This is a genomic window from Streptomyces megasporus (assembly GCF_000718985.1).
GTDB classification, from domain to species: domain Bacteria; phylum Actinomycetota; class Actinomycetes; order Streptomycetales; family Streptomycetaceae; genus Streptomyces; species Streptomyces megasporus.
Window position 1 is genome coordinate 75,900 of record NZ_JODL01000013.1, and the last position, 20,839, is coordinate 96,738.

Consider the following 20,839-nt stretch of genomic DNA (forward strand, 5'->3'; position numbering starts at 1 on the left):
CCGGTTTCTGTGCTAGAACGTCATGCGGACCACGGTCCGCTTAACCCCCCGGTTACCAGTTTGGAGATCACTCCCATGGCCGTTCGCATCCTGGGCCTCGTCGGCAGCCTCCGTGCCGGCTCGCACAACCGCCAGCTCGCCGAGACCGCCGCCAAGCACGCCCCCGAGGGCGTCGAGCTCGCCGTGTACGAGGGCCTGGCCGACCTGCCCTTCTACAACGAGGACGTCGACGTCGAGGGCTCGGTGCCCGAGGCCGCCGCCAGGCTGCGGGAGACGGCCGGTGCCGCCGACGCGTTCCTGCTGTTCTCGCCCGAGTACAACGGGACGATGCCGGCCGTCCTGAAGAACGCGATCGACTGGCTGTCGCGCCCCTACGGCGCCGGTGCCATCACGGGCAAGCCGGTGGTCGTCGTCGGCACCGCCTTCGGCCAGTACGGCGGCGTGTGGGCGCAGGACGAGGCCCGCAAGGCGGCCGGCATCGCCGGCGGCGCCGTCCTGGAGGACGTCAAGCTCTCCATCCCCAACTCCATCGGCCGCTTCGCCGAGACCCACCCGGCCGACGACTCCGAGGTCGTCGAGCAGATCGTCGAGGTCCTGAAGAAGCTCTCGGCCGCCGTGACGCCGTCCGCGGCCTGACGGGTTCCCGCCCTCAGTGGGGGAAGCGCGGGACACCGCACGGGGCCCTCTCCACGATCGGAGAGGGCCCCGTGCCATGTCGTGCGTATCGCGTCGTGCCGTGCGGTATCGCGTTGTGCCGCGCTGCCGGCCGGCTCAGGTCAGACGACCTCGTAGTTGCGCATCATGTCGTGCTCCTCGTGCTCGAGGATGTGGCAGTGCCAGACGTAGACGCCGCGCCTGTCGAAGTGCGCCTTGACCCGGGTGACGCTGCCCGGCGGCACCATCACGGTGTCCTTCGGACCCGACTCGCCGACCTCCGGCGGCCGTGTCCGCCCGATCCTGATGTCGGACAGCGCGCCGGTCCGCGGGTCCCGGGTGGCGGTGAACGACGCCCGCTCCAGCACCTGGAAGTGCGCCAGGTGCAGGTGGACCGGGTGGGTCTCGAACGTGGTGTTGAACACCTCCCACACCTCGCTGGTGTTCAGCCGCGGGGTCTCGGTGATCGGGTCCTTCCAGCCCAGCGCGCCGTGCTCGACGGTGCCCAGGCGCGGTCTCGGCCTTCCGAACTCGTCCCGGCCGTTGAGCAGCAGCAGCCGACGGGTGCGGGCCGGACGCCCCGCGACCCGGTACGGCGCGTCACGGAACGCCCCGGGCAGCCGCGGTTCGGCGACCCTCCTGTCGTACGGCCTGGTGACCCGGAACTGCAGGACCCGGTCCGCGGGCGGGGCGACGGGGGCTCCGTAGGGGAACGGCGTCGGGGCGTCGTTGGTGAGCTCGAAGGTCGCCCCCCGGTGGTCCCGGAAGTCGACGACCAGATCCGCCCGCTCGCCGGGGGAGAGCACCAACGGCCCGTCGAGCCTGTGCGGTTCGTGGAGGAAGCCGTTGTCGGAGCCGATCTGGGTGACGGGGAACGGCCACCCTCCGCCCGCCGACAGCCGGTAGAAGCGCGAATTCGACGCGTTGAGCAGCCGCAGGCGGTACTGGCGGGGTTCCACCTCCAGGTAGGGCCACGCCCTGCCGTTGACGGTGATCACCTGCCCGTAGAACTCGGGCCGGATCGACGGACCGCCCGGCCACCGCGGCGAGTCGGCGGGAGCGTCGGGGTAGGCCAGCCGGCCGTCCGGGTGGAACATCCGGTCCTGGATGGCCAGTTCCAGCTCGTAGCGGCCGGCGGGCAGTCGGTTCCGCCCCAGGAGGGCGAGTTCCCGGTCGTCGCGCAGCAGGTAGAACCCCGCCAGGCCGGCGTAGACGTTGAGCCTGGTGAGACCCATCGTGTGGTCGTGGTACCAGAGGGTGGCGGCCTCCTGGTCGTTGTCGTAGCAGGAGCGCGCCCGGACGAAGCGCGGCCCGGTGGCGCCGCCGAGCGTGTACCAGGCCTCCGGGTGGCCGTCGTCGCCGGCTCCGGTGTGCGCCCCGTGGAGGTGCACCACGGTCGGCACGCCGGTGCCGGCGAGGGTGTGGTCGGTGCCGGTGTAGGCCCAGTGGATGGTGGTGTCCACCGGGAGCAGGTGGCCGAACGGCAGGGCGTTGGCCCAGTGGATCCGCACGGGTCGGTGCCTGCGGGCCACGACGGTGGGGCCGGGCCAGGTCACGGGCGCCCGGCCGGCGCCCGCCCGGCCGACCTGTCCGAACCCCCACACGGGTGTCCTCAGCTCCGGCCCGCAACCGAGGACGTCCTGCCGGGCCGGGGCCATGGCGATGGTCCGCGATCCGCCGTTCGACAGGTCGACGCGGGCGGGCCGGGGCAGTTCGCGCACGAACCGGGGGATGGCGTCGGGGTCGGCGATCGGGTCGAGGTACAGCGGATGGTCGACGGACGGGAGGCCGCGCCCCGGCGTGGCCCGGGCGGGGGCCGTGTCGAGGCCGGGGAAGAGCAGAGCGCCTCCCGTCAGCGAGGTCGCCCGGAGAAATCGTCTTCTGTCCACAGCCTGTCGTCCCCTCGTGGTCGCGGATCACTGCGCGGATCACCGCGCACCTCGTGATGATCCACGCCGACGGGAGGAGGAAGGTGATTGATCGGGTGGAAGGCGCTGAAAGAGCGACAAAGAGTGATAATTATTTCCAGCGCGTCACGGCGGGAAACCCGGCCGATCCGGTGCGGCGAGCCGACCGGTCCGGACGGGGGCGGCGGTCGCCCCGCCCGGACCGTGCCCGTGATGCGGGCCCTACGGCGTCTGCTCGACGACCTCCAGATTGACGAACCGGGGCTCCTTGGTGCACAGCGCCCGGAATCGCTCGGCGACGCGCTGCGTCTCGGGCAGGTCGTTGTTCTTCATCGCCTGCTCGTAGGAGGGGAACTCGACGATGTCGACGTAGTGGGAGGGGTTCTCGCGGTCCTTCCCGTGCACCTCGCGGGCGACGGTCCGCTTGCCCTCCGTCATCCGCATCCACTCGTCCCAGAGGCGCATCATCTCCTCGTCGCGTGTGGTCTCGTACTCGATGATCTGCACGAACGTCATGGAAGCGCTCCTAGTTGCGGCCTCTGACGCGCCGCCGGGCCGTGGCGCCGGCGGGCGGACGAACGCGCCGCCGAGCCCGATCCGGTCGTGCGCCATATGTCCATGATGCGCGTCCGTGGTGGGGAATGGGCAAAGAAACCCCCGACTCGTCGGGCGTCCCCGGCTCCGCGCGGGCCGGCCCCGACCGCCCCGCGCGGAGCCGGCTCACAACCCGCCCAGGGCGATGATCAGGTCCAGGTCCTTGTTCAACAACCTGCCGGCCCGCCTGTACTCCGGACGGTCGGGGACGGTCACCCTCACCCCGGGCCGGTCGCCGGTGAGCACGGTCACCTCCGACCCCCGGTAGCGATCGGCCTTGTCCTCGACGACCTTCTCCAGTTCCTCGGCGGCCCGCTCGGCGGTACTCGCGTCCGCGAGCGGCGCGCAGATCACCCCGGAGGTCTTCCCGGGCGCGCCGGCGACCTGCCCGATCCCGATGAGCGGAACGGTCTCGTCGTCGCCCCGGCGGGTGATGTCCACCCGGTAGACCTCGCCGAGGCAGTCGCTCAGCCATCGGTGGTCGGGGTCGTCCGCGAGGGAGTCCCCACGTGCGGCGTCGACCTGACCCAGTCGGTCCGGTTGCGCCCCGTACGCGATCCCCCGGTCGGACACCTCCCAGACCAGGTGCGGCGCCGGACCCTCCTCGTCCGGCTCGGCCAGCACGGTGCGTCCGTCCTGGTCGCGCTCCCGGTACCCGTCGGCCTTCAGGGTCGAGGTGACGCGCTCCGCGTCGAAGGAGCCCAGGAGCAGTCCGGTCATGTCCCCCAGGACCAGGGAGAGTTCCACGTCCTTCGTGTCGAACCCCTGGTCCTCCGGCTTCCGGAAGCGCGGGTACAGCGCGGGGCTCCCCAACGGATCGGTGAAGCCGAACCACTCCGGGTCGGCCTCGGACAGCTTCCGGAACTCGGCGCTGTTCATGAAGGCGACCGTCTCGCTCGCCCCGTCCCGGGGCGCCGCGTGGGCCAGGGCGGTCAGCAGTCCCGACGGGTTCTTCCCGAGCGTGTCCGGCTGCTCGGCGTCCTCCCCGGGGCCGCATCCCGACGCCAGCAGCGCCGCGCAGGCGACGCCCACCACGGCGGCCGACATCCGGCGCCGGGGAGAGCGGGTTCGCCGCGCGGAGGCGGGCGGGACGGTGGTGTCGGAGCGTTCGCTGTTCGGCATGGCGGGACGCTACTGCACGTTCGCGCTCCGCGGCCCTCCGGTTGCACGACAGGGGCACCGCCGTCACCGTCGTGTGACCGAGGACGAGCGGGCACGGGGGCGGACGGGGAGAGGGGGTGCGGAGAACCGTGCGCGGCGCCGGTCTTGTCATGGACGCGGGATGCCCATAGAGTCCGCCGCGCAGTGTTTGGGAGCGCTCCCAGAGGGCTCCCCGCCCCCCACACCCGCGGAAGGGACACCATGAGACTCACCACACGTCTCCTCGCTCGAACACGCGCCTCGGTGGCGGCCCTGGTGCTGGCCGCGGGGTCGTTGACGGCCCTGATCGGCACGGCGCCGGCGGCCCACGCCGACGAACGGATCTGCGCCCAGTACGGGACCACCACCGTCCAGGGCCGGTACGTGGCGCAGAACAACCGCTGGGGCACCAGCGCCACCCAGTGCATCGACGTGACCGGCACCGGCTTCCGGATCGTCCAGGCCGACGGGTCCGTCCCCACCAACGGGGCGCCCAAGTCGTATCCGTCGATCTACAACGGCTGCCACTACACCAACTGCTCCCCGGGCACCAACCTGCCGATGCGGATCGACTCGATCGGCAGCGCGCCCAGCAGCATCTCGTACACCTACGTCGACAACGCGGTCTACAACGCCTCCTACGACATCTGGCTGGACCCGACGCCCAAGAGGGACGGGGTCAACCGGACCGAGATCATGATCTGGCTGAACCGCGTGGGCCCGATCCAGCCCATCGGCTCCCGGGTCGGCACGGCCACCGTCGGCGGCCGAAGCTGGGAGGTGTGGACCGGGAGCAACGGCTCCAACGACGTCATCTCCTTCGTCGCACCGTCGGCGCTCCGCACACTGAGCTTCGACGTGATGGACTTCGTCGACGAGACGGTCGCCCGCGGCATGGCCCAGCGCTCGTGGTACCTGACCAGCGTCCAGGCCGGGTTCGAGCCCTGGCAGGGCGGGGTCGGCCTCGCCGTCGACTCCTTCTCCTCCTCCGTCAACTCCGGCGGCGGGAGCGGCGGGGGCGGCGGCGAGGAACCGCCCCCGGGAGGGCAGCCCGGTAGCTGCGAGGTGGCGTACACCGCCAACTCCTGGCCGGGCGGCTTCACCGCCGAGACCACCGTCACCAACACCGGGTCCACCGCGATCGACGGTTGGGAGCTGAGCTTCCCCCTGCCCAGCGGGCAGTCGATCACCAGCGCCTGGAACGCGTCGGTCTCCACCGCCGGCGGCACGGTGACGGCCCGTCCCACGGACCACAACCGCACCATCGCGCCCGGCGCGAGCCGGTCCTTCGGTTTCCAGGGGACCCACTCGGGAGGCACGTTCGGCGAGCCGACCCGGTTCACGCTCAACGGGACCGCCTGCACGGTGAGGTGACCTCGCGCACCTCGCGCACGGCGGGCGACCGGCCGACGGGAGAGGCCGGAGGAAGGCGGGGCCCGGACCGGAACGACGGGACGGTCCGGGCCCCACCGCGCCCCGACGCCCGGGGAGGGGAGGGACGGGCGGCGGGGAACGGGACGGCGGGCCGCGGCCCCCACCCTCCGCGCCCCGGCCGTGCGGGCCGTCACCCCAGCCGGGCGGCCACCTCGCCGCGCAGTTGGGGCAGCATGTCGTGGTACACGCCCGGACAGAGGGTCGCGCTGTAGTCCTTGTGGCCGTGAATCCGGCTCGCCGGGATGCCGTACCGCTCGCACACGAACGCGCACAGGACCACCAGGACGTCCCACTGGGCCTGCGGCGGCAGGGCGCCCGCGTGGTACGAGCCCTCGCTCGCGATCCCGATGGCCTGGTCGTTCCGTCCGGCGGTGTGGGCGCCGAGCACGAACTCGCTTCCGCCGTAGAGGGTCCGCAGGCTGTCGTGCCGCCCCTCGGTGATCCAGCCGCCCCGGCTGACGAGGAAGTGGTAGCCGGTGTCGACCCACCCGTTCTTGTCCATGTGGAGGTTCTGGACCCAGCGGGCGTGGGAGTGCGCCTGGGCGCGGGAGAAGTCGGACGAGTTCGCGCTCGCCGTGTGGTGCACGATGATCGAGCTCGGCCGGTACCGGAGGACGCTGATGCCTCCCTGGGGCGGCCGGGCGCCCCAGGTCCGGGTGCTGTCGATGTCCGGTTCGACGACGTCCGCGGTCCCGGCTCTGGCGGTGCCCTGCAGGGCGCCGGCGGCGACCAGACCGGCCGTACCGGCGAGCAGGAGGCGGCGCCGGAGTGATTTCTCACCGTTCACTGTCACTCCTCGAAAGGTGCGCTGATGGTGGGGGAGGGTGGAGCCGGCGACGAGCCGGCTCCACCTGCGATCTTGCGCCGTGGAGGGTTCGAAGAGCGTTCGCGCGGACTTACGGCGTGTTGTTGGCGAGGGCCAGGAGCCGGTCGCGGGAGCCGTTGAACTTGTTGCGGTCCACGTTGCCGGAGACGCCGCTGACCGAGCCGGTGCTGGTGTACTGCCAGACCGTCCAGGTGGGGAAGCCGCTCGGGAGGGTCGGGGTCGCGTTGGAGGTCCAGTGCGCCACCCACAGCGGGCTCTTGTCGTACATGCCGGTCCAGTTGCCGGTGCAGGTGTTCCACCAACTCGCGGTCGTGTAGATCACCACGTCGCGGCCGGTGCGCGCCTTGTAGGCGTTGTAGAAGTCGGTGATCCAGGTGCGCATCTGGGTGGTGGACAGGCCGTAGCACATCGCCCCGTACGGGTTGTGCTCGATGTCCAGGACGCCGGGGAGGGTCAGGTTGTCGCGCGACCAGCCGCCGCCGTTGGTGGCGAAGTAGGTCGCCTGGGTGGCGCCGCCGGAGACGTTGGGGAGCGCGAAGTGGTACGCGCCGCGGATCACGCCGGCGTGGTACGCGGCCGGGTAGTTGGTGTTGAACCGCGGGTCCTTGTAGGAGGTGCCCTCGGTCGCCTTGATCCAGGCGAACTGGATGCCCGCGTTGCGCACCGAGGTCCAGTTGATGGCGCCCTGCCAGTGCGAGACGTCGATGCCCTGCACGCCGTCGGTCGGGGCCAGCGGACCCATCGACGGCTCGTCGGTCGGGGCGCCCTCGTGGATGCGCGTGCCCAGACCCATGTACGCGCCGCCCGGCTTGACGCGGTCCTCGGCGGGCGGGGGAGCGGCGGTGGCGGTGCCCGCCGCGGTCGCCGTCAGGGCGAGCGCCGCGCCGAGCGCACCGGCGACGGTGACCGCCCGTCTGCGGAACACGGAGGAGAGGAAGCGGAACGGGGACATGACTGCCTCCTGACACATGTCGGGGGACGAGGGGGGAAGTGTCGGGTGGTGCCACCGGGGGCAGAGCGGTGCGGTTTGACGTGCGCGCGTCATTAGTGACGCACGTGGGTCGTCGCGTGTAAAGGCTTTCCACGCCCTCCCCGTGGTCTGGTCCACTGAGGGGGCGGGTGGCCTGTGGTGATGGGAGTGCGATGGCGGTGACTTTCACGCCGTGAAAAGCGGAATCCGGATTCCGGTACGCGCCGACCGGACAACGGATGACGGAAGGTGGGCCGGAAGGGGCCGGCGTCCTACGCCGTGGCGATCCTGACGTAGCGTCCGGCGACCCGCAGGTCCGCCTCCAGCGCCGCGGCGGCCTCCAACAGCGGCGGCAGCAGTTCCGCGCGGGAGCGCTCGGCCGGGGCGCGCCCGCTGTGGGTGGAGACGTTGACGGCGGCGATCACCCGTCCGTCGGCGTCGCGCACCGGGGCGGCGATCGACCGCAGCCCCTCCTCCAGTTCGTCCTCCACCTGGGAGTACCCCTGCCGGTCCACCTCCGCCAGGATCTCGGCCAGTCGCTCCCGCGAGGTGACGGTGTGTCGGGTCAGGGGTGTCGGCTCCAGGCGGGCCAGGCGCTCGGACCGCTCCGCCTCGGGCAGCCCGGCCAGCAGGACGCGCCCCATGGAGGTCGCATGGGCCGGGAAGCGGGTGCCGACGGTGATGTTGACGCTCATGATGCGCACGGTCGGGACGCGCGCGACGTACTGGATCTCGTCGCCGCTCAACACGCACATCGAGGCCGACTCGTGCACCCGCCCCACCAGCGCCTCCAGGTGCGGCAGAGCCATCTGAGGGAGCGTCAGTCCGGACAGCGGGGCGAAACCGAGCTCCAGGACCCGGGGCGTGAGGCGGAACAGGCGCCCGTCGCCCACCACGTACCCCAGGTGCTCCAGGGTGATCAGCGAGCGCCGGGCGGTGGCGCGGGGGAGTCCGGTGGCCTCGGCGACGGCGGACAGGGGGAGTCCGTCGTACCCGTGGCCGAGGGCGGTCAGCACCGACAGGCCGCGGGCCAGCGACTGGACGAACTCCGGGCCGATCTCCCGCTTGGACGCCCGCAGTCGGGGAGCGGGGGGCTCGCCGACCGGAGGGGCCGCGGGCGGCGGGGCCGCGAGGGCGTCCGCCATGTCGGCCACCGTCTTCCGCAGCCGGGGGAGCACGGCGTCGGCCAGCGAGGCGGCGCTGTGCCGGCTGGTGTGGCTGACCACGCCCACCCCGCACACCTGCCGTCCGGAGGGGTTCCGCACGGGGACGGCGACGGCGACCAGGCCGGGCTCGATCATCTGGTCGTCCACCGTCCAGCCGCGCCGTCGGGCGTCGGCCGCGCGGTCCGCGAACGAGACGTGGGCGGTGCCGTACCCCGGCGGCACCACGGGGAAGCCGGTGTCGAGCGGGTCGGCCTCGCGGCGCAGCCGCCACCGCTCCCAGTCCTCCTCGGTCCAGTCGGCGGCGAACAGCGCGCCCGCCGCGACGCGCTCGGCGGGCAGCAGGTCGCCGATGCGGAAGGTGAGCGACATCGCCCGACGTCGGGCGGCCTGGTGGACGAAGCGCACCCCGTCCAGGTCGGGGACGGCGATGGAGACGGACTCGTCGAGCTCGTCGGCCAGCGCGTCGGCGAGCGGTCCGAGCTCGTCGGGCAGCCGTGAGGAGGCCAGGTACGCGTTGCCCAGCTCCATCAGGCGGGGGGCGAGGACGGCGTCCCGTCCCTCCAACCGCAGGTGACCGATGTGCCCCAGGGTGCTGAGGACCCGGTCCACGGTGGCGCGGGCGAGCCCGGCGCTCCGCGCCACCTCGCTGACGGGCCGCCTGCCGCCGGCCGCGGCCAGCGCGCGCAGCACCGTCAGGCCGCGGATCAGGGGGCCGAGGGCCTCCCGCGGCGCGGATTCGGTGCGGCGGGCGGCCGGGGGAGAGGTCATGCGGGACTCCAGCGGGACGGGTGTTGCGTCGAAACCGTACCCGCTCCGGACGTTGACAGGCTCCGCGGCCGAGGGGCAGACTCAACCGCGGAGTGATTTTGAACTAAAGTTCACTGGGCGAACAACAGTGGTGGTCGAGCAGCCCCGAGCCGCCCGGAGAGGAAACAGGCGAGGATGGACAAGGTGGTCGCGTCGGCCGAGGAGGCCGTGGCCGACGTCCGCGACGGAGCGTCGCTCGCGGTGGGCGGCTTCGGGCTCTGCGGCGTGCCGAACACGCTGATCCAGGCGGTGTACGACTCCGGCGTCACCGACCTGTCGGTGGTGTCCAACAACTGCGGGGCGATGGAGTCGGGGCTGGCGATCCTGCTGGCCGCCCACCGCATCCGCAGGGTGACGGGCTCCTACATCGGCGCGAACAAGGAGTTCGCCCGCCAGTACCTGGCCGGGGAGATCGAGGTGGAGATGATCCCCCAGGGCACCCTGGCGGAGCGGCTCCGGGCCGGCGGGGCCGGCATACCGGCCTTCTACACCCCGGCCGGAGTGGGCACCCAGGTCGCCGCCGGCGGCCTGCCCTGGCGGTACGACGGCGCCGGCGGGGTGGCGGTGGCCTCACCGCCGAAGGAGGTCCGCGAGTTCGACGGCGTCGAGTACGTGCTGGAGCGCGGCATCACCACCGACTTCGCCCTGGTCCGCGCGGCGAAGGGGGACCGGCACGGCAACCTCGTCTTCGCCAAGTCGGCCCGGAACTTCAACCCCTTGGCGGCCATGGCGGGCCGGATCACCGTCGCCGAGGTGGAGGAACTGGTCGAGCCGGGCGAACTGGACCCGGACGGGGTGCACCTGCCGGGCGTCTTCGTCCGGCGCGTGGTGGCCCTCACCCCCGAACAGGCCGGCGACAAGAAGATCGAGAAGAGGACGGTGCGCGCCTGATGTCCTGGACCAAGGAGGAGATGGCCGCCCGTGCCGCCCGCGAGCTGGAGGACGGCCAGTACGTCAACCTCGGCATCGGCCTGCCCACGCTGATCCCCAACCACCTCCCCGACGGGGTCGAGGTGGTCCTGGAGTCGGAGAACGGCATCCTCGGCGTGGGCCCCTACCCGACGGACGACGAGGTCGACCCCGACCTGATCAACGCGGGCAAGGAGACGGTGACCGTCCTGCCCGGAGCCGCGTACTTCGACTCGGCCCTGTCGTTCGGCATGATCCGCGGCGGGCACATCGACGTGGCGGTGCTGGGGGCGATGCAGGTCTCCGCCCGCGGCGACCTGGCCAACTGGGCCATCCCCGGCAAGATGATCACCGGGATCGGCGGGGCGATGGACCTGGTGCACGGCGCCCGCCGCGTGCTCGTGGTGATGACCCACACCGCCAAGGACGGCAGCCCCAAGCTCGTGGAGGAGTGCACCCTGCCGCTGACCGGTCAGGGCTGCGTGGACCGGATCGTCACCGACCTCGGCGTCCTGGACGTGACCGCCGACGGTCTGGAGTTGGTGGAGTGCGCGCCCAGCGTGACCGCCGAGGAGATCCGGGAGAAGACCGCCGCCGAGATCCGCGTTCCCGAGAGGATTCCGTCATGAGCATCCGTGATGTCTATGTGGTCGACGCCGTCCGCACCCCCGTCGGCAAGTACGGCGGCGCCCTCTCCCGCGTCCGCCCCGACGACCTGGCGGCCCACACCATCCGGGAACTCCTCGCCCGGACCCCGAACCTGGAACCGGACCGGATCGACGACGTCTTCTTCGGCAACGCCAACGGCGCGGGCGAGGAGAACCGCAACGTGGGCCGCATGGCCGCGCTGCTGGCCGGGCTCCCGGTGACCGTCCCCGGCGTCACCGTCAACCGGCTGTGCGCCTCCGGACTGGAGGCCGTGGTCCAGGCCGCCCGGGCCATCGCGCTGGGCGACGCCTCGATCGCCCTGGCCGGCGGGGTGGAGTCGATGTCCCGCGCCCCCTACGTGCTGCCCAAGTCCGACCGCCCGTTCCCCGCGGGCCACACCGAGCTGTACTCCACCACCCTGGGCTGGCGCATGGTCAACCCGAGGATGGCGCCGGAGTGGACGGTGTCGCTGGGCGAGGGCGCCGAACTGGTCGCCGACAAGCACGGCATCACCCGTGAACAGCAGGACGCCTACGCGCTCTCCAGCCACGCCAAGGCCGCCCGCGCGTGGCGGGACGGCCTGTACGACGGCGAGGTCGTCGCGGTCGAGGGCGTGGACCTGGCGCGGGACGAGAGCATCCGCGACAACACCTCCCCGGAGGCCCTGGCGAAGCTCAAGCCGTCCTTCCGCGAGAGCGGCGGCACGGTGACCGCGGGCAACGCCTCGCCGCTCAACGACGGCGCCGCCGCCCTGCTGCTCACCGACGAGGAGGGGTTGAAGGCCACCGGGCGCGAGCCGCTGGCCCGCATCGGCGCGAGCGCGGTCACCGCCATCGAGCCGCAGTACTTCGGCCTCGGCCCGGTGGAGGCGGTGCGCAGGGCGCTGGAGAAGGCCGGTCGGACCTTCGCCGACCTGACCACCCTGGAGCTGAACGAGGCGTTCGCGGCGCAGGTGTTGGGCTGCCTGGCCGAGTGGCCCGAGCTGGACCCGGCCGTCGTCAACCCGCGCGGCGGGGCCATCGCCATCGGCCACCCGCTGGGCGCCTCCGGCGCCCGGCTGGCCGGCGCGGTCGCCCACCAGCTCGCCGCCGCCGGGTCCGGCACCGGCATCGCCACCTTGTGCATCGGCGTCGGACAGGGACTGGCGCTGGTACTGGAGCGGTGACCGGTCCCCGCACCCCCCGGTGCCCGGCCCCGGCCCACGTCCGGGCCGGGCACCGGCCACCGCACGACGCCTCCGATGATCCGGGTCACGAGCACGGACGCCACGGCCCCGCGCCCTCCGACACGGGACGACACCGACCGTGACACCGACCGCGAGACGGCCGAGGAACGCGAGGCGCGCGGCCGGCGGATCGCGGGCGGCGCGCACCACGTCACCGGATCGCCGGGCGCCACGCCCGCGCCGGCTCCCGAAACCCCCGTGCCCCCAGGGGCACGGGGGTTTCGGCGCGTCGGGGGCGCTTGGCCACCGAGGGGAAAAGAAGCGTTCACAGCATTGACATGAAAGCGCTTACTCCCTAAGTTCGGGGCGCTGCAGCACTTCACGCATGCGAAAGCGCATCCCCCACAACAGCGCAGAGGAGCATCGTGGTATTCAACGGAAACCGGCGGCGCGCGGCCAGGACCGGCGCCGTCCTTCTCTCCTCCTTGGCCTTGGCCCTCCCCGCCGCGGTGGCGACCGGGACCTCCGCCACGGCGGCCTCCTGGCCCTCGCCGACCGGCCAGCAGGCCGTGAGCAGCACGATCAAGGTGAGCGGCACCAGGGACGGCGGCATGGTCCGCCACTACGGCAGCGGAGCCCTCGGGTCCGGCGGCCAGGACGAGAACCAGAGCCCGCTCTTCGAGCTGGCCGACGGAGCCACGCTCAAGAACGTGATCCTGGGCGCTCCCGCCGCCGACGGAATCCACTGCAAGGGAACCTGCACGCTGCAGAACGTCTGGTGGGAGGACGTCGGCGAGGACGCCGCCACCTTCAAGGGCACCTCGGCGTCCCAGACGATGACCATCGACGGCGGCGGCGCCCGCAAGGCGTCCGACAAGGTGTTCCAGCACAACGGCCCCGGCCGCATGGTGATCAGGAACTTCCAGGTCGAGGACTTCGGGAAGCTCTACCGGTCCTGCGGCAACTGCAGCAAGCAGCACCAGCGCCATGTGGTGATCGACAACGTCACCGTCACCGCACCCGGCAAGTCGCTGGCCGGGATCAACTCCAACTACGGGGACACCGCCCGCCTGACGAGGGTCACGATCGTCGACGACTCGAGTCGCAGGATCGTCCCCTGTGAGCGCTACAAGGGCGTCACCAGCGGCGAACCGAGCAAGATCGGAAGCGGTCCGGACGGCGTGAACTGCCTCTACGGCGCCTCCGACATCACCTACAGGTGACAGAGGGGTCCGCGGGCGCGCCGCGTCCGCGGACCCGCTCGTCCTCGCTCTCCGAACCCGGTCGGTCGCCGAGCGGAGCGGGCTCCCGTCGCGCCACGGTGTGAAATGGGAATAATGTCCCTATATGGGTGATATGTGGTGTCCCCGGTGCGGAACATCGCCGCCCGGACAGGCGGGCGGGTGCGGCCCGCCGGCGCCGTGCGGTAAGGACGCCCGTGCGGTGAAGACGTCCGGGCCGGCTCCGCGAGGGGTGTCCGATGACCGACGGTGACGTGATGGGCGGGACGGAACCGCTGGACGCGATGTTCCTGGAGACGGTGCGCGGCACGGGCGCGTCCATGGGCGCGCTGTACCTGCTCGGCCCGGACGATCGGATGCTGCGTCTGGCGATCCTGTCCGGGGTGCCCGCCGAGTTCGTCGCGCCGTGGAAGGTGGTCGCGCCGGGCGCGCCGATCCCGGTGGCCGACGCGGTGCGCGAGGACCGTCTGGTGTGGGTGGGCGGACCGGAGGACATGACCCGCGACTACCCGCGCGCGGCCGTGGCCGTGCCCTACCGTTTCGCGCTGGCTGCCGCGCCGGTCGCCACCACCCGCCCCTGGGGCGCGCTGCTGTTGCTGTGGCCCGGCACCCATCCGCCGAACATCACCCCGAGGCAGCGGGACCACATCGTCTCCCGCTGCCGACACCTGGCCCACCTGCTGGAGGACGCCGCCCACGAGGGCCGGCCCGCCACACCGCCCGACCGGCCGCGCGAACTGGTCGTCGAGGCCGGCTCCTCCGCCAAGCCGCAGTCGGCGTCGGCCGCGGTGGACTTCGCCGAACGCCTGCCCGGCGGCTGTGTCGCCCTGGACCTGGAGGGCCGGGTCACCTTCGTCAGCGACGGCGCCGTCGACCTGTTGGGACGCTCCGCCGACCAACTGCTCGGCACGCGTCCCTGGCAGGCGTTGCCCTGGCTGGACGACCCGGTCTACGAGGACCGCTACCGCGCCGCGGTCGTCAGTCGCCAGCCCGTCTCCTACACCGTGTGCCGTCCCCCCGACCGGTGGCTCGACTTCCGCCTCTACCCGGACGCCAGCGGCATCAGCGCGCGCATCACCCCCGCCGGCGTCGGTCCCCGGCCCTCGCGGGCGCCCGCCCCCGAAACGACCGGCACCCCCACGCCGGCCCGGGCCGGACAGTTGTACCAGTTGATGCACCTGGCCGCCGCCCTGACCGAGACCGTCGGGGTCCGGGACGTGGCCGATCTGGTGGCCGACCAGATCATGCCCGCCTTCGGCGCAGAGGGGCTGGTCCTGTACGTCGCGGACGCCAACCGGCTGCGCGTCATCGGTCACCGCGGCTACGACCGCGCGGTGCTCGAACGGCTCGAGGGCACACCGGTGGACACCTCCGCCATCCCGGACACCCAGGTCTTCAGGAGCGGCACGCCCGCCTTCTTCTCCTCGCCCGAGGAGTTGGAACACGACTATCCCGGCGTACCGCAGGCGACCGGCAAACGGGCATGGGCGTTCCTGCCGTTGATGATCTCCGGGCAGCCCGTGGGCTGCTGCGTCCTGTCCTACGACCGCCCCCACACCTTCACCGCCCAGGAACGCGCCGTGCTGACCTCCCTGGCCGGGCTCATCGCCCACGCCCTGGACCGGGCGCGGCTGTACGACGCCAAACACCAACTCGCCCAGGGCCTCCAACAGGCCCTGTTGCCCCACACCCTCCCCGTCGTCCCGGGGCTGCGGGTCGCCGCCCGCTACCTGCCCGCCACCCGAGGCATGGACATCGGCGGAGACTTCTACGACCTCGTCCGCCTCACCAGCACCACAGCCGCCGCCGTCATCGGCGACGTCCAGGGCCACACCGTCGCCGCGGCGGCCCTCATGGGGCAGGTCCGCACCGCCATCCACGCCCACGCCACCGTCGGAGTGCCCCCCGATCTGGTCCTCTCCCGCACCAACCGGCTCCTGGCCGACCTCGATCCGGGGCTGTTCACCAGTTGCCTCTACGCCCACCTGGACCTCGCCCGCCACCGTGTGAGCATCTCCAGCGCGGGCCACCCGCCCCCGCTCCTGCGCCGACCCGACGGTCGCACCCGGCTCCTCGACGTCCCGCCCGGACTGCTCCTGGGCATCGACCCCGACGCCACCTACCCGGTCGTCGACGCCGCCCTGCCTCCGGAGGCGACCCTCGTGCTCTACACCGACGGCCTGGTCGAGACACCGGACACCGACATGGAGCAGGGCGCCTGCGACCTCGCCCGCCACCTCGACCTCGCCGCCGACAGGGATCCGGAACGTCTGCTGGACGCCGTCATCCACGACATCCGTCCGGCGCGGCAACGCACCGACGACATCGCCGTCCTGTTGCTCCAGGCCACGTCCCACCCCGAGTGAGCCCCGCCCGGTCCGCCTCCGCGCGCGCTTCCCGCGCGCAGCCTCGCCGGGGAACCGAACCGGGCTCCGTCGGAGCGATCGGAGCGGGCCGCCGGTGATCTCGACTACGCGTCCGAAGGCTTGACGTCGCAATTGCGACTTGTAAAGAAGTGGCTGCAAACGGACAGTACGGACACGGCAAAAGGGGTGAAGCGGCCTAATGATTCATGGTCATCTTCTATTAATGGAGCAAAACGGAAGATAGTGCACCCTGTGGGCACCGGGCGACCGAGGGTAGTAGTTGGTCAGAGAAACTGTTAGCGTGTGAAAGGTTTGCGGGCTCAAAGAGCCTGCCTTTCTTGTGAACGTCCCCGACGCCGGCGATGAGGCCGTTGCTCCGGGGTTGGAGCCCACTCCCCGCCGTTCGCGGTGCGCGGGACGTGTCCGCAGGCTTCCTGGTCGACGCGCCGGGTGCCGCGACCGATGTCGGGCTCCGCGAGTCGTAAGGAGGTGTCGCGCGTGGACGGGGTGGAGACTGCCCAGTTCGGCGCTGTGGTGGTGATCGGGCTACTGGTCTTCTTCTACGGGGGGACCTTCCTGATCTCGACCCGTATCAGAGAGAAGAACGAGAACGCCGACGGGTACATGACCGGTGGAAACAACATCGGTTTCGGAATCTCCGCCGCGAGCATGACGGCGACGTGGATCTGGGCATCCTCGATGTACGCGTCCGCGACATCGGGCTACACCTACGGCATATCGGGCCCCATTCACTACGGGCTCTGGGGCGCCCTGATGATCCTCTTCATCTACCCCTTCGGCAAACGCATCCGCTCCGTCGCCCCGAAGGCGCACACGCTGGCCGAGGTCATGTACGCGCGGCACGGCCGCTCCAGCCAGTTGATGCTCGCCGGTTCCAACGTCGTCGGCAGCCTGATCAGCCTGATGTCGAACTTCATCGCCGGTGGCGTGCTGATCGCGATGCTGTCGCCGTTCACCTTCACCCAGGGCGTCTTCGCCGTCGCCGCGGGCGTGTTGCTCTACACGCTGTGGTCCGGTTTCCGCGCCTCCGTGCTGACCGACTTCGTACAGGTCGTCGCGATGCTCGGCGCGGTGGTCGTGATCGTCCCGTTCATCTTCTTCGCGGCCGACTTCCCGGCGGCGTTCGAGGCCGGAGCGGGGAACCTGACCCCGCAGCAGGGCGACTTCTTCTCCAGCGAGGCGTTCATGAACCAGGGCGCCCCCTACATCGCCGCGGTGCTCGCCTACGCCATCGGCAACCAGACCATCGCGCAGCGCCTGTTCGCCGTGCGACAGGACCTGATCAAGCCGACCTTCATCACCGCGACCGTCGGCTACGGCGCCATGGTCATCGGCGTCGGCATGCTCGGCGTGCTCGCCCTCTACCTGGGCTTCGAGCCGACCGGCGGCGACGTGAACAACCTCATCCCCGAGATGGCCGCCGACTACCTGCCGCCCGTGCTGCTGGCGGTGTTCTTCATCATGATCGTCGGCGCGCTGTCCTCCACCGCCGACTCCGACCTCGCGGCCCTCTCCTCGATCATGATGGCCGACGTCTACGGCCAGAACGTGGCAGGCAAGGAGAAGGCCAACCCCAAGACGATGCTGGTGGTCGGACGCGCCACGATGGTGGTAGCGACCGCGCTGGCGGTGGCCTTCGCCAGCCTCCAACTGAACATCCTCGACCTGCTGGTCTTCGTCGGCGCGCTGTGGGGCGCCCTCGTCTTCCCGGTGCTGGCCAGCTTCTACTGGGAGAAGGTCACCAACAAGGCGTTCACCACCTCGGTGATCGCGGCGCTCGCGGTCTTCCTGCCGGTCCGCTTCGAGTGGATCTCCACGGACGGTGTCTTCGGCATCGTCGTGGACGTGCTGTCGATCGTCGGCATCGGCGTCGTCCTCGGCCTGATGGCGTTCGGCTTCTTCGGTCTCAGGGTGGCGAAGGTCGTCGGTGTGTTGGCGGCGGTGATCTCCGCGCCGTTCGCCATCGGCTCCCTGCACGAGTACGCGACGCTGTGCGGTTCCCTCGTCGCCTACTCCGTGAGCACCGTCATCTGCTGGGCGATGTCCGCGCGGCAGAACGAACGCTTCGACTTCGCCGTCATCGCCCGGCGCACCGGTGACTTCGACGACGGCTCCGCCGCGCGGGCATCCGCCGAGGTCGGTGGCGCCGTCGGCGCGGTCGGCGTTCCGAAGCAGGCGGGGAGCACCGACGGCGACCCCAGGCCCGCCACACGCACCAAGTGAGGAAGCAGGAGGAACAGTGAGCACCCTCGCCCTGAGCGCGTACGTCCTGATGTGGCCCGCCGTCGTGGCCGTCGTCCTGTTCGTGATCAGCCGCGCGTTCTTCCGTGAGTGGGCCGAGGCCCGCCGCAACGGACGGCGCATGATCTGAGCCCGGTGCCGCGGGCCGGCCGCAGCGGGCCGGCCCGCACCGGACATCCGCTCGCGCCCCGCACCGGTCCGGTGGTTCGACACCCGCCACCGAGTCCGTACGGCGGGGCGCCGCGCTCCCGTTCGCCACGGCCTTCGCGGTGACGGACGAACACCGCCGCCGGTGGCCGGCGCTCTCGGCCACCGGCGGCCCTCGGTCGCGCGGCGGCACGGTGGCTCTGCGGCCCGGAACCCGGCCGGCCGCGTGAACCGTCCTCCCCGCCGGCCCCGGAAACCCTCGCACGGCGCCGCTCCGACCCCGGGCGGCGAGACGGTCGGCCTCGATCGCACCGGCCGCCCCGGTGGGGTGTAAGGACCGTCACACCGCGTACACAACGGCGGAGCGCCCCCCGCCGGCGGTGAAGAATCGGCAGGGAACGAAGACGAGGAAAGAAGGGGTCATGAGCAAGCACTTTGACGTCGTCGTCCTGGGAGCCGGGCCCGGGGGCTACACGGCAGCGGTCCGCAGCGCCCAACTCGGCCTGAGCGTCGCGGTGGTGGAGGAGAAGTACTGGGGCGGTGTCTGCCTCAACGTCGGTTGCATCCCGTCGAAGGCGCTGTTGCACAACGCGGAACTGGCGCACATCGTGACGAGGCAGGCGGACACCTTCGGCATCCGGGCCGAGGGAGCCGTCACCTTCGACTACGGCGCCGCGTACAAGCGCAGTCGCAAGGTGGCCGACGGGCGCGTGTCCGGCGTTCACTACCTGATGCGCAAGAACGGCATCACCGAGTACGACGGGTGGGGCGCCTTCACCGACGCGCACACCCTCCGAGTCGCCCTCGGCGACGGCGGTACCGAGACGCTCACCTTCGACCACTGCGTGATCGCCACCGGCGCCGGCACCCGTCTGCTGCCCGGCACGGAGTTGAGCGACCGCGTCGTCACCTACGAGGAGCAGATCCTCGCCGAGGAACTGCCGGAGAGCATCGTCATCGCGGGCGCCGGCGCCATCGGCGTCGAGTTCGCCTATGTGCTGCACAACTACGGCGTCAAGGTCACCCTGGTGGAGTTCGCCGATCGGATCGTCCCCCTGGAGGACGCCGACGTCTCCAAGGAACTCGCCAAGAACTATCGCAAGCTCGGCATCGAGGTGCTCACCTCCACCCGGGTGGACGCCGTCGACGACACCGACCCGGCGTCCCCCGTGCGCGTGACCGTCACTCAGGACGGCACCCGACGGACGCTCGAGGCGGCCAGGGTCCTGCAGGCCGTCGGCTTCACCCCGCGCGTCACCGGCTACGGCCTGGAGACCACCGGCGTACGGCTCACCGACCGCGGCGCGATCGACGTCGACGGGCGGGGCCGCACCAGCGTTCCGCACATCTACGCCATCGGAGACGTGACCGCCAAACTGATGCTCGCGCACGCCGCCGAGGCCATGGGCATCGTCGCGGCCGAGACCATCGCCGGCGCCGAGACGATGGAGATCGACTTCCGCATGGTGCCCCGCGCCACCTACTGCCGGCCGCAGGTCGCCAGTTTCGGCTACACCGAGGAGCAGGCCCGCGAAGCCGGTTTCGACGTCGAGGTGGCCAGGTTCCCGTTCACGGCCAACGGCAAGGCACACGGCCTCGCGGAGCCCGGCGGTTTCGTCAAGGTCGTCAGCGACAAGCGGTACGGCGAGATCCTCGGCGCCCACCTCATCGGCCCGGAGGTCACCGAGTTGCTGCCCGAACTCACCCTGGCCCAGCAGTGGGACATCACCGTCCACGAGGTCGCCCGCAACATCCACGCCCACCCGACCCTGGGCGAAGCGGTCAAGGAAGCGGTGCACGGCCTCGCCGGACACATGATCAACATGTGACGGGAGCCCACGGCGGCCGGCCCTTCTCGGGCTACGGCCCCACGCCCCTGGGCCCGTGCTCCCGAGGACCGAAAATTCCGACACTCACGGGCCGGATCACCGTATGGTCGTCCGAACTCGTGGAGGACGGGAGGGGGAGACGGTGAAACTTGCCGAGGCACTGGCAGAGCGCGCGGAAGCGACGCGCCGTGTGGAACAGTTGCGATCCCGCATCGTCGGCAACGCGCGGCACCAGGAGGGGGAGACGCCCGCCGAGGACGCGGCCCGGTTGTTGGCCGAGGTCGGTGAGGTGCTGGACACCCTGGAAACGCTGATCCGACGGATCAACCGGACCAACGCCGCGGTGAGGTTGGGCTCGGACGGCACGCTCACCGACGCGCTCGCGCGCCGGGATGTCCTGCGGCTGCGTCACGCGGTGGTCACCGCGGCGGCGGATGCGGCAGCGGGGACGGGCGAGCGGGGGTACGGTCGGCAGCTCCGCTCCGAGCTGGTGATGCTCTCCGCGCTTCCGGTCGCGGACCTACGGAGACAGGCGGACGTGCTCGCACGGGAGATCCGTGAGATCGATGTGCGGATCCAACGTGCGAACTGGGAGGTCGGCCTGCTGGACTGAGCGGTCCCGACAACCGGGGCGACCGGGGGCGATGTGGAGCGGGTAGCCGTTCCGGAGGCGTGCACACACCGAGGACTGGCGGTCTTCCAGTCCACTCCTGGCGCGTGAGGAGCAACGCGGGGGTTCGACTCCCCCCATGACAGCGCAGCTCAGCACCGCGC

General features: G+C 71.5%; 17 protein-coding genes. 11 read left to right on the plus strand and 6 right to left on the minus strand.

Annotated elements, in window-relative coordinates:
* Positions 1-75 precede the first annotated feature (75 nt).
* Positions 76-636 carry an NADPH-dependent FMN reductase gene (locus tag IF47_RS0113425; RefSeq protein WP_031508970.1) on the plus strand — a complete coding sequence of 187 codons (561 nt, stop codon included), beginning with the start codon at positions 76-78 and terminating at the stop codon, positions 634-636.
* 140 nt (positions 637-776) lie between these two features.
* On the opposite strand, the gene IF47_RS0113430 is transcribed toward IF47_RS0113425, so the two are convergent.
* The 3 genes from IF47_RS0113430 to IF47_RS28720 all read right to left on the minus strand — a co-directional run bounded on the left by IF47_RS0113430 (position 777) and on the right by IF47_RS28720 (position 4,277).
* Entirely contained in the window at positions 777-2,543 is a 1,767-nt protein-coding gene (locus IF47_RS0113430) for a multicopper oxidase family protein (protein WP_031508971.1), read from the minus strand.
* Between the two features lie 240 nt (positions 2,544-2,783).
* A complete protein-coding gene (locus tag IF47_RS0113435) occupies positions 2,784-3,077 on the minus strand; it encodes a hypothetical protein (protein WP_031508972.1) in 294 nt (97 codons plus the stop codon).
* A gap of 204 nt (positions 3,078-3,281) precedes the next feature.
* Positions 3,282-4,277, minus strand: coding sequence for a hypothetical protein (locus IF47_RS28720; RefSeq protein WP_051717597.1), 996 nt, complete (start codon positions 4,275-4,277; stop codon positions 3,282-3,284).
* Positions 4,278-4,517: 240 nt separating this feature from the next.
* On the opposite strand from IF47_RS28720, the gene IF47_RS0113445 reads away from it, so the two are divergent.
* Positions 4,518-5,669 (plus strand): glycoside hydrolase family 12 protein, encoded by a 1,152-nt coding sequence (locus IF47_RS0113445; RefSeq protein WP_031508974.1) that lies wholly within the window; start codon positions 4,518-4,520, stop codon positions 5,667-5,669.
* A gap of 190 nt (positions 5,670-5,859) precedes the next feature.
* Here the strand turns inward: IF47_RS0113445 and IF47_RS0113455 are convergent, their stop codons facing one another.
* The 3 genes from IF47_RS0113455 to IF47_RS0113465 all read right to left on the minus strand — a co-directional run bounded on the left by IF47_RS0113455 (position 5,860) and on the right by IF47_RS0113465 (position 9,459).
* On the minus strand, positions 5,860-6,516 hold the full coding sequence (locus IF47_RS0113455) for a peptidoglycan recognition protein family protein (protein ID WP_031508975.1): 657 nt from the start codon (positions 6,514-6,516) through the stop codon (positions 5,860-5,862).
* 109 nt (positions 6,517-6,625) lie between these two features.
* On the minus strand, positions 6,626-7,507 hold the full coding sequence (locus IF47_RS0113460; RefSeq protein ID WP_031508976.1) for a lysozyme: 882 nt from the start codon (positions 7,505-7,507) through the stop codon (positions 6,626-6,628).
* Between the two features lie 290 nt (positions 7,508-7,797).
* A complete protein-coding gene (locus tag IF47_RS0113465; protein WP_031508977.1) occupies positions 7,798-9,459 on the minus strand; it encodes an IclR family transcriptional regulator domain-containing protein in 1,662 nt (553 codons plus the stop codon).
* 174 nt (positions 9,460-9,633) lie between these two features.
* On the opposite strand from IF47_RS0113465, the gene IF47_RS0113470 reads away from it, so the two are divergent.
* The 9 genes from IF47_RS0113470 (at position 9,634) to IF47_RS0113510 (ending at position 20,678) form a co-directional block, all read left to right on the plus strand.
* The gene (locus IF47_RS0113470) at positions 9,634-10,389 is read left to right on the plus strand and encodes a CoA transferase subunit A (RefSeq protein ID WP_031508978.1); all 756 of its coding nucleotides are present in this window, start codon (positions 9,634-9,636) and stop codon (positions 10,387-10,389) included.
* Positions 10,389-11,036 (plus strand): CoA transferase subunit B, encoded by a 648-nt coding sequence (locus IF47_RS0113475; RefSeq protein WP_031508979.1) that lies wholly within the window; start codon positions 10,389-10,391, stop codon positions 11,034-11,036. Before IF47_RS0113470 ends, IF47_RS0113475 begins: the two co-directional genes overlap by 1 nt.
* On the plus strand, positions 11,033-12,220 hold the full coding sequence (locus IF47_RS0113480; RefSeq protein ID WP_031508980.1) for a thiolase family protein: 1,188 nt from the start codon (positions 11,033-11,035) through the stop codon (positions 12,218-12,220). Before IF47_RS0113475 ends, IF47_RS0113480 begins: the two co-directional genes overlap by 4 nt.
* A 425-nt stretch (positions 12,221-12,645) precedes the next feature.
* Positions 12,646-13,443, plus strand: coding sequence for a pectate lyase (locus tag IF47_RS0113485; protein ID WP_078591800.1), 798 nt, complete (start codon positions 12,646-12,648; stop codon positions 13,441-13,443).
* A 257-nt stretch (positions 13,444-13,700) separates the two neighbouring features.
* A complete protein-coding gene (locus IF47_RS0113490) occupies positions 13,701-15,827 on the plus strand; it encodes a SpoIIE family protein phosphatase (RefSeq protein WP_031508982.1) in 2,127 nt (708 codons plus the stop codon).
* Between the two features lie 498 nt (positions 15,828-16,325).
* Positions 16,326-18,071, plus strand: coding sequence for a sodium:solute symporter family protein (locus tag IF47_RS0113495; RefSeq protein WP_037732521.1), 1,746 nt, complete (start codon positions 16,326-16,328; stop codon positions 18,069-18,071).
* A 16-nt stretch (positions 18,072-18,087) separates the two neighbouring features.
* Entirely contained in the window at positions 18,088-18,219 is a 132-nt protein-coding gene (locus IF47_RS31220; protein ID WP_031508986.1) for a putative transporter small subunit, read from the plus strand.
* 439 nt (positions 18,220-18,658) lie between these two features.
* Positions 18,659-20,065, plus strand: a complete 1,407-nt coding sequence (gene lpdA / locus IF47_RS0113505; RefSeq protein WP_031508987.1) for a dihydrolipoyl dehydrogenase — start codon at positions 18,659-18,661, stop codon at positions 20,063-20,065.
* Positions 20,066-20,207: 142 nt separating this feature from the next.
* On the plus strand, positions 20,208-20,678 hold the full coding sequence (locus tag IF47_RS0113510) for a DIP1984 family protein (protein WP_031508988.1): 471 nt from the start codon (positions 20,208-20,210) through the stop codon (positions 20,676-20,678).
* Positions 20,679-20,839: the final 161 nt, after the last annotated feature.